This window comes from Micromonospora sp. CA-248089 (genome assembly GCF_050948515.1).
Taxonomy (GTDB): Bacteria; Actinomycetota; Actinomycetes; order Mycobacteriales; family Micromonosporaceae; genus Micromonospora.
In genome coordinates, this window is record NZ_CP192016.1 from 61,622 (window position 1) to 77,734 (window position 16,113).

General features: G+C 73.0%; 15 protein-coding genes, 1 tRNA gene and 1 pseudogene. 9 read left to right on the top strand and 8 right to left on the bottom strand.

The genetic code is table 11. From position 1 onward, the window contains the following. Positions 1 to 100: 100 nt before the first annotated feature. Positions 101 to 2,635: an ATP-binding protein gene (locus ACQP26_RS00310; protein WP_433494635.1), complete on the top strand. Its 2,535-nt coding sequence runs from the start codon at positions 101 to 103 to the stop codon at positions 2,633 to 2,635. Positions 2,636 to 2,867: 232 nt separating this feature from the next. Here ACQP26_RS00310 and ACQP26_RS00315 read toward each other — a convergent pair whose 3' ends face one another. Further along, positions 2,868 to 3,359: a MarR family winged helix-turn-helix transcriptional regulator gene (locus ACQP26_RS00315; RefSeq protein ID WP_269703237.1), complete on the bottom strand. Its 492-nt coding sequence runs from the start codon at positions 3,357 to 3,359 to the stop codon at positions 2,868 to 2,870. Positions 3,360 to 3,460: 101 nt separating this feature from the next. Between ACQP26_RS00315 and ACQP26_RS00320 the strand changes: the two genes are divergently transcribed. Together ACQP26_RS00320 and ACQP26_RS00325 are read left to right on the top strand one after the other, a co-directional pair. Continuing rightward, complete coding sequence (locus ACQP26_RS00320; RefSeq protein WP_281579414.1) at positions 3,461 to 4,042, top strand: YceI family protein; 582 nt, start codon at positions 3,461 to 3,463, stop codon at positions 4,040 to 4,042. A gap of 255 nt (positions 4,043 to 4,297) precedes the next feature. Continuing rightward, positions 4,298 to 5,776: a glutamate--cysteine ligase gene (locus ACQP26_RS00325; RefSeq protein WP_433494636.1), complete on the top strand. Its 1,479-nt coding sequence runs from the start codon at positions 4,298 to 4,300 to the stop codon at positions 5,774 to 5,776. Between the two features lie 529 nt (positions 5,777 to 6,305). Here ACQP26_RS00325 and ACQP26_RS00330 read toward each other — a convergent pair. Continuing rightward, positions 6,306 to 7,385 (bottom strand): annotated as a pseudogene (locus tag ACQP26_RS00330) (hypothetical protein); the annotation flags it as partial. A gap of 103 nt (positions 7,386 to 7,488) precedes the next feature. Between ACQP26_RS00330 and ACQP26_RS00335 the strand changes: the two are divergent. Together ACQP26_RS00335 and ACQP26_RS00340 are read left to right on the top strand one after the other, a co-directional pair. Next, complete coding sequence (locus ACQP26_RS00335; protein ID WP_269703233.1) at positions 7,489 to 8,160, top strand: PASTA domain-containing protein; 672 nt, start codon at positions 7,489 to 7,491, stop codon at positions 8,158 to 8,160. A 99-nt stretch (positions 8,161 to 8,259) separates the two neighbouring features. Further along, complete coding sequence (locus ACQP26_RS00340; protein ID WP_433494637.1) at positions 8,260 to 9,162, top strand: PASTA domain-containing protein; 903 nt, start codon at positions 8,260 to 8,262, stop codon at positions 9,160 to 9,162. A 3-nt stretch (positions 9,163 to 9,165) separates the two neighbouring features. Here ACQP26_RS00340 and ACQP26_RS00345 read toward each other — a convergent pair whose 3' ends face one another. Together ACQP26_RS00345 and ACQP26_RS00350 are read right to left on the bottom strand one after the other, a co-directional pair. Next, on the bottom strand, positions 9,166 to 9,648 hold the full coding sequence (locus ACQP26_RS00345) for a hypothetical protein (protein ID WP_433494638.1): 483 nt from the start codon (positions 9,646 to 9,648) through the stop codon (positions 9,166 to 9,168). 98 nt (positions 9,649 to 9,746) lie between these two features. Beyond that, complete coding sequence (locus tag ACQP26_RS00350; protein WP_018785581.1) at positions 9,747 to 10,034, bottom strand: hypothetical protein; 288 nt, start codon at positions 10,032 to 10,034, stop codon at positions 9,747 to 9,749. 731 nt (positions 10,035 to 10,765) lie between these two features. Here ACQP26_RS00350 and ACQP26_RS00355 point away from each other — a divergent pair. The 3 genes from ACQP26_RS00355 to ACQP26_RS00365 all read left to right on the top strand — a co-directional run bounded on the left by ACQP26_RS00355 (position 10,766) and on the right by ACQP26_RS00365 (position 12,385). Continuing rightward, positions 10,766 to 11,647: a helix-turn-helix domain-containing protein gene (locus ACQP26_RS00355; protein ID WP_269703227.1), complete on the top strand. Its 882-nt coding sequence runs from the start codon at positions 10,766 to 10,768 to the stop codon at positions 11,645 to 11,647. Next, positions 11,617 to 11,838: a DUF397 domain-containing protein gene (locus tag ACQP26_RS00360; protein WP_013283299.1), complete on the top strand. Its 222-nt coding sequence runs from the start codon at positions 11,617 to 11,619 to the stop codon at positions 11,836 to 11,838. Before ACQP26_RS00355 ends, ACQP26_RS00360 begins: the two co-directional genes overlap by 31 nt. A gap of 148 nt (positions 11,839 to 11,986) precedes the next feature. Next, positions 11,987 to 12,385 (top strand): hypothetical protein, encoded by a 399-nt coding sequence (locus tag ACQP26_RS00365; protein WP_262012857.1) that lies wholly within the window; start codon positions 11,987 to 11,989, stop codon positions 12,383 to 12,385. Here ACQP26_RS00365 and ACQP26_RS00370 read toward each other — a convergent pair. The 4 genes from ACQP26_RS00370 to ACQP26_RS00385 all read right to left on the bottom strand — a co-directional run bounded on the left by ACQP26_RS00370 (position 12,353) and on the right by ACQP26_RS00385 (position 15,115). Continuing rightward, entirely contained in the window at positions 12,353 to 12,955 is a 603-nt protein-coding gene (locus ACQP26_RS00370; protein ID WP_269703224.1) for a hypothetical protein, read from the bottom strand. The two genes, ACQP26_RS00365 and ACQP26_RS00370, sit on opposite strands and share 33 nt — an antisense overlap. Positions 12,956 to 13,045: 90 nt before the next feature. Then, entirely contained in the window at positions 13,046 to 13,852 is an 807-nt protein-coding gene (locus ACQP26_RS00375; protein ID WP_269703223.1) for a WecB/TagA/CpsF family glycosyltransferase, read from the bottom strand. After that, positions 13,849 to 14,958 (bottom strand): NAD-dependent epimerase/dehydratase family protein, encoded by a 1,110-nt coding sequence (locus tag ACQP26_RS00380; protein ID WP_433494639.1) that lies wholly within the window; start codon positions 14,956 to 14,958, stop codon positions 13,849 to 13,851. The genes ACQP26_RS00375 and ACQP26_RS00380 overlap by 4 nt, the downstream gene beginning before the upstream one ends. 71 nt (positions 14,959 to 15,029) lie before the next feature. Next, positions 15,030 to 15,115, bottom strand: a tRNA-Leu gene (locus ACQP26_RS00385). Positions 15,116 to 15,324: 209 nt separating this feature from the next. On the opposite strand from ACQP26_RS00385, the gene ACQP26_RS00390 reads away from it, so the two are divergent. Next, positions 15,325 to 16,113, top strand: a complete 789-nt coding sequence (locus tag ACQP26_RS00390; protein WP_026267912.1) for an FhaA domain-containing protein — start codon at positions 15,325 to 15,327, stop codon at positions 16,111 to 16,113.

The following is a 16,113-nucleotide window of genomic DNA, read 5'->3' on the forward strand; positions in this document are numbered from 1 at the left end:
GAACGCCCCAGACGGCGCCCTGTCGGATATCGGCAGTGGACGGTCGGGTGGTTGACGATGGGCTGTGGAGCGTCGGAGTCCATCCGTAATCTTCGTGCCCATGACTCCGGATCATGACCGTGCGCGGGGCCCAGGCGGTCGTACCGGTCTGTCCGAGCTGCTGCGCGGGCACCGGCTCGCCGTCGGCCTGACCCAGGCCGAGCTGGCGGGCCGGGCCGGCGTGGGCGTACGGACGGTCCGCGATCTGGAACGAGGGCGAGCCACCCGGCCCCAGCGCACCACTGTCGACCTGCTGGCCGACGCGCTCGGCCTGAGCGGTGAGGAGCGGCGGGAGTTCGTCGGCACCGCCCGCCCCGCGGCACCCCGCCCTCCCGCCACCGGTGCCGCCGACGGTCCGCCGATCGCGTTGCCCCAGCCCGTACCGCTGCTCGGCCGGGAGCGGGACGTGGCGGAGGTGTCCGGCCTGCTCGACGCGTACCCGGTGGTGAGCCTGGTGGGGCTCGCCGGGGTGGGCAAGACGGCGCTTGCCGTCACAGTCGCGCACGCGGTGGCGGCCCGCCACCCGGCGGGCGTGGCCGGGGTGCTCGTGGGCGAGGGCTCGGACACCGCCGACGTGCTCGCCGCGTCGGCGTCGATGTTCGGCGTGAACCGTCTTGCCGACCTGACCTGCCGGATCGGCGACCGGCAGGCGTTGCTGCTCGTCGACGCCGTCGACCGGGCACCCGAGCCGGTGGCCGAGGCGCTCCGCGTTCTGACCGACGCCGCCCCGACGCTGCGGGTGCTGGTGACCGGCCGCCGCCCGGTCGGGCTGCCCGGGGAACTGGTCCGGCCGGTCGCGCCGCTCGACGTACCGCCGGCCGGCGCCGAACCCGCCGACCCGGCCGACCTGGACCGCTGGCCCGCGGCCGCGCTGTTCGCCGCCCGGCTCGCCCAGGCCCGCCGGGAACCACCCACCGCAGCCGAGTTGCCGGCGCTCGCCGCGCTGGTGCGCCGGCTCGGCGGACTGCCGCTGGCCATCGAGCTGATGGCGGCTCGGGGACGCATCCTCGACGTGACCGAGCTGCTCGACCGCTACGGCGACCGGGTCCTGGACCTGACCGGCGTACGCCCCGGCTGGGAACCCGCCGACCCGTCCGCCGGCACGGTGACGTTGCGCGAGGCGGTGGCGACCAGCTATCACCTGCTCGCTCCCGCCGACCGCGCGGCGCTGCGGCGGCTGTCCGCGTTCCGTAACCGCTGGTCCGTGGAGCTGGCCGAGGAACTGCTCGCCGACGGCGGCCGGCGGTGGGACGCCGCGCCGATGCTGGACCGGCTGCGCGAGCTGGGCCTGCTCAGCGTCCGGGGCACCGCGCCGTTCCGGTTCCGTCTGCTGGACGCGGTCCGTGACTTCGCCGCCGAGCAGGCCGACGTCGAGGGCGAGACCGCCCGGATCCGGTTGCGGCACGCGTCGGTGATCGCCGGTCTGGTCCACCGCGCCGCACCGGGGCTGGTGGGTGCTCAGATGTCCGGCGCGGTGCACGTGCTCGACGAGGCGACGAGCGACATCACCGCCGCGCTGGCGTACGCCGCCGAGCACGCGCCGGAGACGGCGCTGCTGCTCGCCGCCTCGCTGCCCCGATGGTGGCGGCTGCGTGGGCGCGACGTCTCCGGGCGGCGCCTGCTGCGGCGGTTGCTCGCCGATCCGCGTGTCGCGGGTGCCCGGCCCACGCTGCGGGCCTGGGCCATGCTCGGTGCGGCCCGGCTGGCGGCCGAACACGGCGCGGGGGCGGAGGAGCTGCCGACGGCCCGGGCCGCCCTGGTCACCTTCTCCGAGGCGGGTGACGTGACCGGGGAGCTGTCCGCCCGGTCTGTTCTCTGCACACTGTTGCGCGCGCTCGGCGAGCACGACGAGGCACGCGGGCAGGCCGAGGCGGCGCTGGCGTCGGCCACCCGGCATCACCGGGTACGCGAGATGGCCGTCGCGCAGGCCCATCTCATCTGGCACGACGTACGCGAGGGTCGGCTGGCCGGCGCCCGGCGGCGGCTGGCCACCGTCGACCGCCTGGCCGCGCAGTGCGGTGACCAGCGCCTGCGGGTGCTGGCGCGGGCCGATCAGGCCGAGCTGACCCGCCTGGAGGGCCGGTACGCCGAGGCGGTCGAGCAGGGGCGCCGGGTCGCGGCCGCGCTCGCGGAGCTGGGCGATCCCGGGCGGCGGCGCCGCACGATCGGCGCGGTCGGGTTGGCGCTCGCGCACGCCGGGCGAACCGACGAGGCGATGGCCACCGCAGCCGGACTGTGGCCATCGGGCGCGGTGCCGGGCCGGCGGCGGCCACCGGCGGCGGAGCGGCTCGACCCGCCCGGCGCCGGTGGGGACGCCCGCACCGAGGACGCGCTGCGCGGGTTGATCGAGGGGCACGTGGCGCTGCACCGGGGCGACCGGGATCTGGCGGCGGAGTGGTTCGCCGCGGCGGCCGACGCGGCGGAGGGTGTCGCCGACCGACGGGATCTGGTCGAGGCGCTCGTGGGGCTGGCTGTCAGCACCGGGGACCCGGCGGTGCTGGACCGGCTGGACGCGGCCCGGCGCGTCACCGGCGTCAGCCTGCTGCCGCCGGAGGAGGAGTTGTTGTTCTCGCTGTCGGCCCGGCGCGGGCGATGAGCGATCTTCCATGGAGGCGGAGGGCGCGGGGGTGGCGCGAGCGAAGTAGCCCCCTGGTGCTGCCCCTCGCTCCACGCTCGCGCCAGCACCCCCCGGTGCCCCCCGCTGCCGGAAGACTACCGAGGCGCGACGACCGATTCAGGTATATGCGGACGGCTTTGTCCGGTCGGTTTGGCGGTTCTGCCGGTCATTCTGCCGGTGACCGGCGGGTAGCGGACGGCGGGTCGAACCGTCAGGCGGCGTCCTCGGCCGGCTCGGTGCTGCCGGCGGTGGCTCCCGGATGTACCGCGTCGCGGACCCGGCGCAGTCCGTCCAGCAGCCCGGCGAGCTGCGCCGGGTCGAGCTGGCTGGTGAACCACTGCTCGATGATCCGCAGATGGCCGGGAAGGACGTCGTCCAGGCGGCTCAGACCGGCGGTGGTCACCACGGCGAAGGAACTGCGCCGGTCGGACGGGCAGGCGCGCCGGCAGATCAGCCCGTCCCGTTCCATCCGGTCCACCACGCGTGTCACACCGCTGGTGGAGAGCGAGGTCTGTGCGGCGAGGTCGGTCATCCGCAGCTGGTTGTTGGGTGAGCGGGCGAGCCGGGTCAGCACCTCGAACTCGACCGGGGAGAGGCCGTGCTCCTCGAACTGGGCGGCGAACCGGGCGGCGAGCCCGGCGTGCGCCTCGACGAGCAGGCCGACGGCAGTGATCCGGGGGTCGTCGAACACGTTCTGGTCCACGCCACCATCCTAGCAACACTTGACACGGGGAATATTGTCGTAGCTATAGTTGCTCAGTCAGTCGTTGGGCACCTAAACATTCTTCTCCGGAGGAGAACATCATGACCAGCAGCACCGAGGCGACTACCCGCGACTGGGAGGGTCTCACCATCCCCGCCCCCGGCACCTACGTGCTGGACGCCGCGCACAAGCGTGTCGGTTTCGTCGCGCGGCACATGATGGTCAGCAAGGTACGCGGTGAGTTCGCTGAGGCCACCGCCACCATCACCGTCGCCGACGACCCGATGCAGTCCTCGGTCACCGCCAGCATCCAGGCGGCCAGCATCAACACCGCTCAGGCCGACCGCGACGCGCACCTGCGCAGCCCGGAGTTCCTCGACGCCGAGCAGTTCCCGACGCTGGAGTTCCGCAGCACCGAGGTGAAGTCCCGCGACGGCAACGAGTTCGTGCTCGTGGGCGAGCTGACCATCAAGGGCGTGACCCGTCAGGTCGAGCTCGAGGTGGAGTTCGAGGGCGTCGGCCGCAGCCCGTTCGGGCAGGACATCTTCGGCTTCTCCGCCTCCACCGAGATCGACCGGGAGGACTTCGGTCTGACCTGGAACGTGGCGCTGGAGACCGGCGGCGTCCTGGTCGGCCGCAAGGTCAAGATCGAGATCGAGGGTGAGGGCATCCGCCAGGGCTGAGCCCGGCACCGGCCCGCAGGGCCCGCACCGTCCGCCGACGGTGCGGGCCCTTCTCGCGTACGCCGCGGCGGTGCGCCTCGTCACGTGAAGTTCTCCGGCACGGAAGCGCTGGTGGGGGCGGCGACGGGGTACAGGTGCAGACCTGTCGCCCGTCCAGGCGGGTGGCGGGACGGGCGCACTTACGCCCACCACGCGAATGGTTCACAATGCGTTGCGGAACGGTACGGTTCCGTCGCACCAGCGCCGGGAGGACACATGGGCAGAGACGTCGAGCAGGGCGCCTTCTCCCGCGAGGATCGGGTCCGCTACCGGCAGAAGGTACGACGATGCCTGGACGTCTTCGCGCTGATGCTCGACGACTTCGGCTTCGACGCCGACCGCCCGATGACCGGGCTGGAGATCGAGCTGAACCTGATCGACGCCGTCGCCCAACCGGCCATGCGCAACGACCAGATCCTGGCCGACATCGCCGACCCGCTGTTCCAGACCGAGCTGGGACAGTTCAACCTCGAACTGAACGCCTCGCCCCGGCTGATCGAGGGCAGCGGCTTCGCCGACTACGAGCAGGACCTCCGCAGCAGCCTCAGCCGTGCCGACGAGCGGGCCGCCAAGTCCGACGCGACGATCATGATGGTCGGCATCCTGCCCACGCTCACCGAGCGCCACCTGGTCGCCGACAACCTCTCCACGAACGAGCGGTACCGCGTCCTCAACGACCAGATCGTCGGTGCCCGGGGCGAGGACATCGAGCTGGACATCAACGGCGTCGAGCGGCTGCGGACGCACACCGACTCGATCGCGCCGGAGGCCGCCTGCACCAGCCTCCAGTTCCACCTCCAGGTCGCGCCGGACAGCTTCGCCGACTACTGGAACGCCTCCCAGGCGATCGCCGGCGTGCAGGTCGCCGTCGGCGCCAACTCGCCGTTCCTCTACGGCCGGCAGCTCTGGGCGGAGACCCGGATCGCGCTGTTCCAGCAGGCCACCGACACGCGTCCGGACGAGCTGAAGGCCCAGGGCGTACGCCCCCGGGTGTGGTTCGGCGAACGCTGGATCACCTCGATCTTCGACCTGTTCGAGGAGAACGTCCGCTACTTCCCGCCGCTGCTGCCCATCTGCGAGGAGGAGGACCCGGTCGAGGTGCTGCACGCCGGTGGCGTGCCCCGGCTCGGTGAGCTGCGGCTGCACAACGGCACCGTCTACCGCTGGAACCGGCCCGTCTACGACATCATGAACGACCGCCCGCACCTGCGGGTGGAGAACCGGGTGCTGCCCGCCGGCCCGACAGTGGTGGACATGCTCGCCAACGCCGCGTTCTACTTCGGGCTGGCCCGGGGTCTCGCCGAGTCGGACCGTCCGATCTGGAGCCAGCTGACGTTCAGCTCGGCGGAGGAGAACTTCCACGCCGCCGCCCGGCGCGGCATCGAGGCGGTCCTGCACTGGCCCCGGCTCGGTGACGTGCCGGTGACCACGCTCGTGCTGGACACGCTGCTGCCGGTGGCCGCGGAGGGCCTGGACCGGTTCGGTGTCGCCCCGGCCGAGCGGGACCGCCTGCTCGGCGTGATCGAGGGCCGCTGCCGTACCGGCCGCAACGGTGCGGTCTGGCAGACGGAGACGGTCTGGAAGGCCGAGCGGCACCGGGGCCTGGACCGGGAGGCAGCACTGCGCCACATGGTCCAGCGGTACGCCGAGCTGCAGCGAGCCAACGAGCCGGTCCACACCTGGCCCATCGACTGAGCCCGCGCGTTCCCGCCCCGCCCTCGCCCCGCCCGCCTCGCCCCGTCGATCTTGCACTTGTGGCCCCCGCAAACCTCCCTTTTAGGACATCTGAGGGACCATAACTGCAAGATCGACGAGCCGAGCCGAGCCGAGCCGGGCCGGGGCGGTGCGGGTCGGCTCAGCGGCGTCGGCGAGGGGTGCTCTCGGTCGAGGGTGGGTCGGCCTGGTCGGGCGCGCCGGCCGGGGATGCGGAGTCGCCCGGCGTCGTGCTCCGTGGGCTCGTCTCGTCGGCGTTCGCGCCCTTGTCGCGCGGGCCTGCGGAGACGGCCTGCTCGGATGCGTCGGGCTGTCGCTGCGGTGGCACGGCGCGTCCACGGCGGCCGGTGGTGGACCGCGTGGCGCGACCCCGCTCCGTCTCCGTCCGACCCGATGCCGCGCCTGGTTCGCCCTCCGTCACCCCGTCCCGTGAGGAACCGGCCAACGGGTCCGTCGCCTTCTCCGTACCGGTCGCGAGACCCGAAGGGTCCGACGTCGACCGGCCGGACGCGGGTCGGTCCGACGCCGACCTGGACGACCTGCCGGACGCCGACGTGCCCGAGATCGCCGACGCCGACCCGATCGGCCGGGTCACGTCGTCAGGGGTCGGCTCGCCGCCCGGCTCGGCCGTGTTCTCGCCGCTCGACGCAGGCTCCCCGTCCACGGCGTCCGGCTCGCCGGTGCGCTGACGGGGCACGGTCACCCGCTCGACGCCGCGACGCTCGGCGCGCTGGGCCAGCGCGGCCATCACCATCGAGCCGCCGACGCCGGCGATCACCGCGTACGGGGCGATCAGGTGGGCCGACAACTGTTCCGCGGCGATCCCGGCCAGGCGCGGCACGGCGAGCAGGTACGCCAGCGCGACGAGCAGCGGTCCGGCCGCACCGGAGGCCGCCGCGCCGACCCGGATCTCCGGTGCGCGGGCGGCTCGCCGGGCCGCCACCAGGCCGATCACCAGAGCGGAGAGCACCGACAGCAGCGCACCGGGCCAGTAGAAGTAGTCGCGGATCCAGAACGCGCCACGGTCCGCGCTGATCTGCCAGATGCCGAGCTGGGCGGTGGTCAGGCCACGGCCGGCGACCACCCCGTCGACCACCGACACCACGGCGAGCAGCCAGAGCCAGCCCGTGGTGGCGATCAGGTTGGTGGCGGCGGCACGGGTGTGCAGCGCCCAGACGGCCAGCAGCACGCCGAGCAGCAGCCCCGCGCCCGCGTACGCGGCGGCGACGGCCTGCGGCGCGGAGACGTCCGGTACCCGGGCGGCCCGCGCCGGAACCGCCACCAGCAGGACGGTGACGAGCGCGCCGGCACCGGCGGCGAGCGCCAGGCCGAGCCGGGGCAGCGCGCCCTGCGGCTCGTCGTCGTGGCCGCGCAGGCGCTGGGCGCAGACCGCCCCGACGATGACCGAGGTCGCCGCGATCCAGGTGGCCCAGGCGAGGCTCGCCACCCAGGCGGCCTCGTCCCGTACCGCACCGGCCGGCGACCAGTCGATGATGCCCAGCCCGTACCCGAAACCGAGCTGCGCGGCGCCCGCGCCGGCGGCGACGCCGAGCGCGGCGGCTGTCGATCCTCCCCAGCCCCGTCTGACCATGCGGGGGAGCGTAACGTCCCGAGGTCGGCGCGGCGAGTCGTAGCGACGGGCCGTGACCGTACGGCAGCAATGGACACGGTCGTCGATGATCGGGGCGGGGAGCATGACGGACGAGCGGCAACCGGCGGGCGACGACACCGGAGCAGGGCGGGCCAGGCTGTTCCTCGGCGGTGGTCTGGCCGTGATCCTGCTGGCGGTGATCGGCGCCAGCGTCGGGTGGATCCTGGCCGGTGACCCGGAGCGCCCCGCCGTGCCGGGCGCCTCCGCACCGGCCGACGCCGCGTCCACATCGGCCTCCGCGAGCACGGCGCCGCCGACCACCGCCGCCCCGCCGACGGGTACGCGCACCAGCGCCCCGGCGGGGCTCACGGTGCCCGAGGTGGTCGGCGTCGACTTCGAGCAGGCCCGCCGGGACCTGCGCGAGCGCCGGCTCGGCTGGCGACTGGTGTTCGGTACGGGCATCGGACGCACAGTGGAGCGCGCCTCCCCGTCCCCCGGCACCCCGGTGAAGCGCGGCACCACGGTCACCGTGTGGGTCTCCGGGCCGGCGCCGGCCGTCAGCGTGCCCGACGTGGGCTCGCATTCCTGCTCCGACGCCGCGGACGATCTGGTGGAGGCGGGGCTCTATCCCCGGTACGCCACCGGCCGACAGGGTCCGGTCACGGCACAGGCGCCGGTGGCCGGAAGCACCGCCTGGTGGAACGACCAGGTGACGATCACCTGTGGCGGCCAGGCGTCCACGCCGCCGACGGGCTCCCCCTCGCCGACTCCCTGACGAGCGCGGGCGCGCTGATCCCGGCCGCCGTGGCCGGGGACCGCTACGGTGGACGATCGAGGGCCGTGCGCCCCCGTCCCGGTGGGGAAAGGACGTGCCATGAGCGACGACCGTCAGGAACCACCCGCCGGTGACGCGGACGCGACCCGGGCGCTGCCTCCGGATCCGGACGCCGACGCCACCCGCGCGATACCGAGGAACGCGGCCGAGGAGGACGTGGACGCGACCCGCGCCATGCCCCGGGACGCGGCTGGGGAGGACGCGGACGCCACCCGGGCGATACCGAGGAACGCAGCCGAGGAGGACGTGGACGCGACCCGCGCGATGCCGCGGGACGCGGGTGACGCCACCCGTCCGCTGCCCGGCGGACCGGCGGAACCGGGCGGGCCGGGCCGTCCGCTCGACGCGACCACCCCGCAGGCGCCGGTGGGTGCCTGGTCCGGCCGGGCCGGCGTGCCGCCACCTCGACCGGCGGGCTATCCCGAACCGGGGAGCGAGTGGTACGGCGACGAGCAGGCCGGACGCCGCTGGTGGATGCCGATCCTGCTCGGCGTCCTGGCGCTGCTCCTGCTCGGGCTGATCGGAGTGGGGGTGTGGCTGGCGCTGCGCGCCGCCGACCGGGACTCCGATCCGGGCCCGCCGGTGCCGAGCATCTCGGCGCAGACGAGCGCCGCCCCGACGACCGCCGCGCCGACGACGCCGAGCAGTTCACCGCCGAGTACGCCGCCGCCCTCGACCGAGCCGGTCGAGGTGCCGATGCCGCCGCTGGTGGGGCTGCCGGAGGCCGCCGCCCGGGCGGCGCTCGACCGGCTGGACCTGGAGTACCGGGTGCAGCGGAGGGCGTCGGACCGCCCGGCCGGAACGGTGATCTCCACCGATCCCGAGGCCGGCTACCCGGTGGACGAGGACGACCGGGTCACGATCGTGGTGGCCGTACCCGCTCCGCCGACGAGCGGCCCGACCACCGCTGGCTCCGCCCCGGCGACGACCGCGACGCCCTGACGGTCACCACTGGCGTCGGCGCGTGCCGACCAGGCCCAGCCCGGCCAGCGAGATGGCGAGCCCGAGCAGCCCGGAGTAGAACAGCGACCGGCTGAGGTTGTCGGTGGCGCCGGTCGGCCGCTCGGCGAGCGCGTCCGCGCCGCTCGCGGTGCCCTGCCCACCTCCGGTGCCCGCCGGATCGTCCGCGTCCTCCACCGGATCGGTATCGGCCCAGTCGTCCTCGTCGTCCCTCGCGTCCGAATCGGCAGCGTCCGAGTCGGCGTCATCGGAACCGGCCGCGTCGGACTCGGACCGGCCGTCCTCGCCGGCCACGGTGATCTCCGGGGCCGGGACGGGTTCGGCGAGCTGGTGGGTGGCGGAGAAGGCGGGATGCCGTACCGCGAGCGCGAGCACCGTCGCGGTGACGAGGAAGAGGAAGAGCCCGAGGGCATAGCCGATACGGGACCGGTGGTGCCGCCGCGCGGCGGGCAGATTGACCATGACCATCCCAGGTTCAGGGTCCGTGGCGCGCGGGGTGGAACGTGCCGGGGTGGGCGTACCGATTCTATGGCGACGGCACGCCCTCCCGACCGGGATTCGTCAGGTCAGCCGACCCGGACCGGAGTCCGGACCACCGGGCGGCGGGCCGTCCGCACCGTGTGCTGTCGGGGAGCCGGCGCGGCCTGGAGCTGCCGCAACCCCTCCTGGAGTACGAAGATCGACCTTCGGTTGACCGCGTCCCCCGCCGCGTTCAACTCGTAGCCGTCGAGCCAGAGCCAACCGTCATAGGTCGGCCAGTCGAGCACCCGGATCACCCGGAACATGATCGGTCGGAGGAACTGGACACTCGCCGCGCGCGTCACGTGCAGTACGTCACCGGAGCGGGGAAGCACATGGGCTCCTGGGAGGGTCGGCCGGTGGGACCGGCGCTGAACGGGGGTCGTTGCTGGTCCGGTGACGGGGGGTCTGCCTCGTGGACCGGCGGTCGGTGGGTCGGTGCTGGTCGGGCCGTACCCGCGGTGGCGGACCGCCACCCGACCATCACCCGGCTGCTCCCGGTTACCGCTCCCGCCGCCGCAGCCAAGCTGGCATGCAGCGACGGGGTCTTCATTCCGGGGCAGGTCGCTCGGCGCGGGACGGCTCCCCTCCGGCCGTCCCGCGGACCGTGGTGCCACCACGCCCGGAGATCAAGCGAAGACGGTGAGTAACCCGTGCCATACGGACAGACTGCATCAGGGACGTGCGACATGCAAGTTGCACGTCGAGTTTTGCTGATAGGTGAGTCGGACACGCAAACGCCGAAACTTGAAGCGTCAGGTATCGGAGCGGCACACTGGACGCCGGTTTCGCCCGTCGCGGCCGGTCGACGACCGGCATCACCCCTGCCGCGAACGAACACCCGCCGCCCGCTGGTCGCGCCAGCGGTGGGAGCCAGGCCGGGGCGCGACCGACCGGAGGTAGCCGGGTGACTGTGAAGCGTGGTCCCGCAAGCCGATGGACGGCGCCGTGAGCGCGAGGAGTGAGCCGGTTCTGCGAGCCCCGCAGTCGCGAACTGAGGTGGCGTCGTGAGCGCGAGGAGTGAGCCGGTTCTGCGAGCCCCGCAGTCGCGAACTGAGGTGGCGTCGTGAGCGAACGGCGCAGCCCCACCATCCGGCGGCGCCGGCTGGGGGCGGAACTCCGCCGGCAGCGGGAGGCGGCGGGCATCACCATCGAAGTCGTCGCCGAGCAGCTGGAGTGCTCGGCGTCCAAGATCTCCCGGATCGAGACCGGCCACACCACAGCGACCCCGCGCGACGTACGCGACATGCTCCGTATCTACGGGGTGGTCGGCGCGGAGAGCGACGAGCTGGTGCAGATCGCCCGGGAGGCCCGGCAGAAGGGCTGGTGGCATCCGTACAGCACGGTGCTGGTCGGTGCCTACGTCGGCCTGGAGGCCGCGGCCAGCTCCATCCGGGCGTACGAGCAGCAGGTCGTACCTGGCCTGCTGGAGACCGAGGAGTACGCCGGCGCGATGATCCGGGCGGCCCGGCCGGACTTCACCGACGATCAGGTCGACCAACGGGTGCGTGTCCGTCTGGGCCGTCAGTCGTTGTTGACGCAGGACGATCCGGTCGATCTGTGGGTGGTGCTCGATGAAGCGGTGCTGAGCCGGCCGGTTGGCGGCGACGCGGTGATGCGTGGTCAGCTCAACCGGTTGGTGGAGGTGGCCGAACTGCCGAACGTGACAGTGCAGGTCCTGCCCTTCGAGGTGGGAGCGCACGCCGGCATGGACGGGACCTTCACGATTCTCAGCTTCCCGGAGCCGAGTGATCCCGATGTCGTGTACGCGGAGAACGCCACGGGTGGGCTCTTCCTGGAGAAGAGTGACGAACTGCAGAAGTACAGCTTCATCTTCGATCACATTCGAGCAGCGGCCATGCGCCCGGAGGAGTCCGTCGCACACATCGCGAAACTGGCAGAGGAGCCACTGTGGAAATGGCGACCAAGGAGTTCCCCGTGGACCTGACGCAGGCGACGTGGTTCAAGAGCTCGAAGAGCGGGCCGAACTGCGACAACTGCGTCGAGGTCGCGTACGTGACCGGGGCGGTCGGAGTGCGGGACTCGAAGGACAAGACCGGCCCGGCCCTGGTCTTCGCTCCGGGTGACTGGCACGCCTTCGTCGCCCGCGCCCGAAACGGCGTGTTCGGCCGGAGCTGACCGGCACCGAAGTGTGGTCCCGCCCGGCAGTGCCGCCGGGCGGGACCTTTCGCGTCCGGTGCCCGCGCGGGCGGCGGCACCCGTCGCCAGTTCCGATCCGCCTCGTTGAACCGCACGGATCGGCAACCGAACAAGGCAGGCGAGACGGATGACGACGATCGGTTCAGAGAACCTCACCAGCGGCCCGGGCAAGCCCGAGCGGTTCGGTGGCAAGTACCGGGGTGCCCGCCGGGACACCGTCCTCACCGAGGTGGTCTCCGGTGACGGCGACGACGCCCGCGAGGGTGGTGTTCCCGAGCAGGCCGCGGCGCCGCTGTCCCTGCCGTCGCTGGACCCCAACCCGCTGACCGAGCCGTCCTTCCCGCCGAGCGGCTGGCCGGTCGAGCAGCAGGAGTCCCTGGTGGATCACCCGCTGCTGCGCGGCCTGCTGATGGAGTTGCCCCCGAAGGGCAGCGTGCCCCCGCCCGGCTGGCTGGACCGCTGGTTCGAGGCGACCCGCGCGATCCTGGAACTGCTATACGTGCAGGGCGCGAGCCGGTCGCGCTGACACCGTCTCGGCGGCCGGCATCGCCCGCTCGGCGAGCCGGTTGTGCCGCAGCGCGTGGCGTACCCCGATCGCGCACACCCCGAGCACCCCGACGGTGATCGCCGGGCCGGCGACGCCCGGCGCGGCGAACAGGTCGACCCCGAACGCCGGCAGCACCGCCACGAGCACGGCGATCGCCGTCGCCTGGAGCGGCAGCGCGATCAGCGGGTGCGCCGCCGCAGCCCGCAGCCCGTGCGGTGCGGGCGTTCCCGGCGCCGCCGCGAACGCGCCCGCGCCGGACCGCAGCCGCCGGACCCGCCGTACCGTGCAGACCGCCACCACTGCTGCCGGCGCCGCCGCGAGACCGAGCGCGGCGGCGGCCCGGTCCACGGTGGTGTCACCGGCGCTCTGCAGGCCCGCGGCGAGGACCGCCGCGGTGAGCGCGAGGCCGGTCAGCACCAGGGCGGACAACCATCCGGTACGTCGGCGCAGCGCGCGGGCACGGTCCAGCCCGGGCAGGCCCTCCGCGACGAGTCCGGCGGCGAGCCAGACGGCGGCGACGGGGAGCAGCAGGGCGAGACGGTCATCCATGCCCCCTAGCCTTGCCCGTTTCGACGCCCGCCGAATCCGGGACGGCACCCCGGTTCGTCCCGTACCTGTGCCCGTAGGGGTGGTGCGGGCTCAGACGTCGAACGTGGCGGGACGCCCGGTGGCCGGCGCCGGCGGAGTGGCCTTCCACAGGCCGGTCTTCTGGGCCGCGAGCCGGGCCAGGTAGGCCGGGTTGAGGATGACGTACCGGCGCCACAGGCGCTTGGGCTCCAGGCCGAGCCGCCAGAACCACTCCAGTCCGGCGCGCTGCATCCACGGTGGTGGGTTGCGGAGCAGGCCGGCGTGGTAGTCGAAGGCCGCGCCGACAGCCATCAGCGGCATGTCCAGCAGCGGGCGCATGGCGTACGCGAAGACCTCCTGGCGCGGGCAGCCGAGCCCGACCAGGACGAGGCGGGCGCCGCTGGCCCGGATCCGGTCGGCGATCTCGGCGTCCTCGCCCGGCGTGACGGCGCGGAACTTGGACGGCTCGACCCCGGCGATCTTCAGCGCGGGGAACTTGCTCTCCAGCGCCGGGACGAGCCGGGACAGCGTCTCCTCGGTGGAGCCGTAGAGGTAGACCGGCAGCCCTTCCTCGGCGAACCGGGCGAGCACCCGCAGGGTCAGCTCCGGGCCGTAGACGCGGTCGGTGAGCCCGGCGCCGTGCAGCAGGTTGAGCGCCCAGCGCACCGGCTGCCCGTCCGGGGTGACCACGTCGAACGAGTTGAGCCGGGCGTTGTGCGCCGGGTCGAGCACGCCGGTCATCACGCCGTGCACCGCCAGCGCGGTGAGCGCCAGCGGGCGGCGCTCGTGCGCGGCCGCCACCACGGCCTCGGTGGCCCGGGCGTAGTCGGTGGCGTCGACCCCGACGCCGAGCACGTTGCGCTTGGTCCCGGCGCTCATGCCTTCGGCACCCACTTGTCGACGTTCGCCTCGTAGATCTCCCGGAGGATCATCGGCACGTCGTACGTGATCTTCCAGGACGGGTAGTGCTCCTCGAACCGGGCCATGCTGCTGACGTACCACTGGTGGTCGCCGGTGCGGGCCTGCTCGACGTAGTTGATCCGGGCCTCGCGGCCGGTGATCTCCTGGGCGATCCGGAACGCCTCGATGTGCGAGGTGTTCGAGTGCCGGCCGCCGCCGAGGTTGTAGACCTGGGCCGAGCGCGGCTCACGGAAGAACGCCTCGAACGCGGTCAGCACGTCGTGCGAGTGGATCGCGTCCCGGACCATCTTCCCCTTGTAGCCGAAGAGGTTGTACGTCCGGCCCTCCATCACGCACCGCATCAGGTACGCCAGGAAGCCGTGCAGTTCGGCGGCGGAGTGCGCCGGGCCGGTCAGCGTGCCGCCCCGGAAGCAGGCGGTCCTCATGTCGAAGTAGCGGCCGTACTCCTGGACCATCACGTCGGCGGCGACCTTCGAGGCGCCGAAGATCGAGTGCAGCGACTCGTCGATCGACATGTCCTCGGTGATGCCGTCGTACCAGCGGTGGTCCTCGGGCAGTTCGTACCGGGTCTCCAGCTCGATCAGCGGGAGCGAGTTCGGCCGGTCGCCGTACACCTTGTTGGTGGAACAGTGGATGAACGGCGCGTCGATCGCGTGCCGCCGGGTGTTCTCCAGCACGTTGAGCGTGCCGCCGGCGTTCACGTCGAAGTCGGTGAACGGCTCCTTGGCGGCCCAGTCGTGGCTCGGCTGGGCGGCGCTGTGGATCACCACGGCGATGTCCTTGCCGTACCGCTTGAAGACCTGCTCCAGGCCGTCCCGGTCCCGGATGTCGACGGCGTGGTGGGTGTACGCGGAGCCGAGGTCGGCGGCGAGCCGGTCGAGGCTCCAGGCGGTCGAGCCGTCCTCGCCGAAGAAGTACCGCCGCATGTCGTTGTCGATGCCGACCACGTCGAGACCGAGTCCGGCGAAGTGCCGGGCCGCCTCGGAGCCGATCAGACCGCCGGAACCGGTCACCAACGCGACAGTCACACGCCACTCCTGGTCCATGGGAGGCAGGGAAACCATCGGAGCATAGCGTGACGTCCGGAACGCCCCGATACGAAGCAAGGGCCCCGCGAAGTGCGGAGCCCTTGTCCTGGTGGGGATGGGGGGAGTTGAACCCCCACGTCCTTTCGGACACACGGACCTGAACCGTGCGCGTCTGCCATTCCGCCACATCCCCGTGGCACGACCCGGAACACCATATCGCATCCCGCGCCCGCCATCTGCGGCGGGTGCCGGGACATATTACGCTGTCCACTGGTCACGCCACGAGCGATCACCGCTCGTGGCGGGCGAAACTTTAGCACGTCCGCGGGCCTGGTCACGAACGGGCCGACGGCAGCCGGCCGAGCGGCGTGTGAGCTGCGGAGGCGGTGTCCGGATACCATCATTGCCTCGGGACCCGAGGAGGAGCCGGTGAGCGTGCTGCAACGCTTCGAGAAGCGTCTGGAAGGCCTGGTCGAGGGGGCCTTCGCCAAGGTCTTCAAAGGGGTGGTCCACCCCGTGGAGATCCTCAACGCCATGCAGCGGGAGGCCGAGGCGCACAAGGCGATCCTGGCCGGTGGGCGCACCCTTGTGCCCAACCGCTACGTGATCGATCTCTCGCCCTACGACCACAGTCGTCTGGCGCCGTACGCCGCCGCGCTGGCCCAGGAGCTGGCCCAGTCGCAGGCCGAGTTCATCGGCGAGCAGGCGTGGACGGTCTACGGCGACGTGATCGTCGAGGTCGAACGCGGTGAGGGCCTGGACACCGGCATGTTCCGGGTCACCGCCGAGGTCTACACCGGCGGGGACGTCGCCCCGGTCTCCGCGCCCGGCGGCTACGACGCCGGCCCGGCGTACCCGGCGTACGACCAGGGTGGCGGCTACGGCCCTCCGCCCGGTCACGGCGGTGGCCGCAACGTCCGCCTGGTCTCCGGCGACGGCCGCACCTACCCGCTCCAGATGGGCTCGACCGTGATCGGCCGCGGTGACCAGGCCAACCTGCGCCTGCCCGACGTCGGCATCTCCCGGCGCCACGCCCGGCTGGACTTCGACGGCGGCCAGGTGGTGCTGACCGACCTGGGCTCCACCAACGGCACGATGGTCAACGGCCAGCGGGTCTCGGCGGTCGCCCTCAACCCCGGCGACATGATCCAGCTCGGCACCACGACGCTGACCTTCCGCGTGGACGGCTGA

Bases quoted from the DNA above. Each gene is read 5' to 3' on its own strand.
- ACQP26_RS00310 (WP_433494635.1), top strand. From the start codon at position 101: ATGACTCCGGATCATGACCGTGCGCGGGGCCCAGGCGGTCGTACCGGT.
- ACQP26_RS00320 (WP_281579414.1), top strand. From the start codon at position 3,461: ATGACCAGCAGCACCGAGGCGACTACCCGCGACTGGGAGGGTCTCACC.
- ACQP26_RS00325 (WP_433494636.1), top strand. From the start codon at position 4,298: ATGGGCAGAGACGTCGAGCAGGGCGCCTTCTCCCGCGAGGATCGGGTC.
- ACQP26_RS00335 (WP_269703233.1), top strand. From the start codon at position 7,489: ATGACGGACGAGCGGCAACCGGCGGGCGACGACACCGGAGCAGGGCGG.
- ACQP26_RS00340 (WP_433494637.1), top strand. From the start codon at position 8,260: ATGAGCGACGACCGTCAGGAACCACCCGCCGGTGACGCGGACGCGACC.
- ACQP26_RS00345 (WP_433494638.1), bottom strand. From the start codon at position 9,648: ATGGTCATGGTCAATCTGCCCGCCGCGCGGCGGCACCACCGGTCCCGT.
- ACQP26_RS00360 (WP_013283299.1), top strand. From the start codon at position 11,617: ATGGCGACCAAGGAGTTCCCCGTGGACCTGACGCAGGCGACGTGGTTC.
- ACQP26_RS00365 (WP_262012857.1), top strand. From the start codon at position 11,987: ATGACGACGATCGGTTCAGAGAACCTCACCAGCGGCCCGGGCAAGCCC.
- ACQP26_RS00370 (WP_269703224.1), bottom strand. From the start codon at position 12,955: ATGGATGACCGTCTCGCCCTGCTGCTCCCCGTCGCCGCCGTCTGGCTC.
- ACQP26_RS00375 (WP_269703223.1), bottom strand. From the start codon at position 13,852: ATGAGCGCCGGGACCAAGCGCAACGTGCTCGGCGTCGGGGTCGACGCC.
- ACQP26_RS00380 (WP_433494639.1), bottom strand. From the start codon at position 14,958: ATGGTTTCCCTGCCTCCCATGGACCAGGAGTGGCGTGTGACTGTCGCG.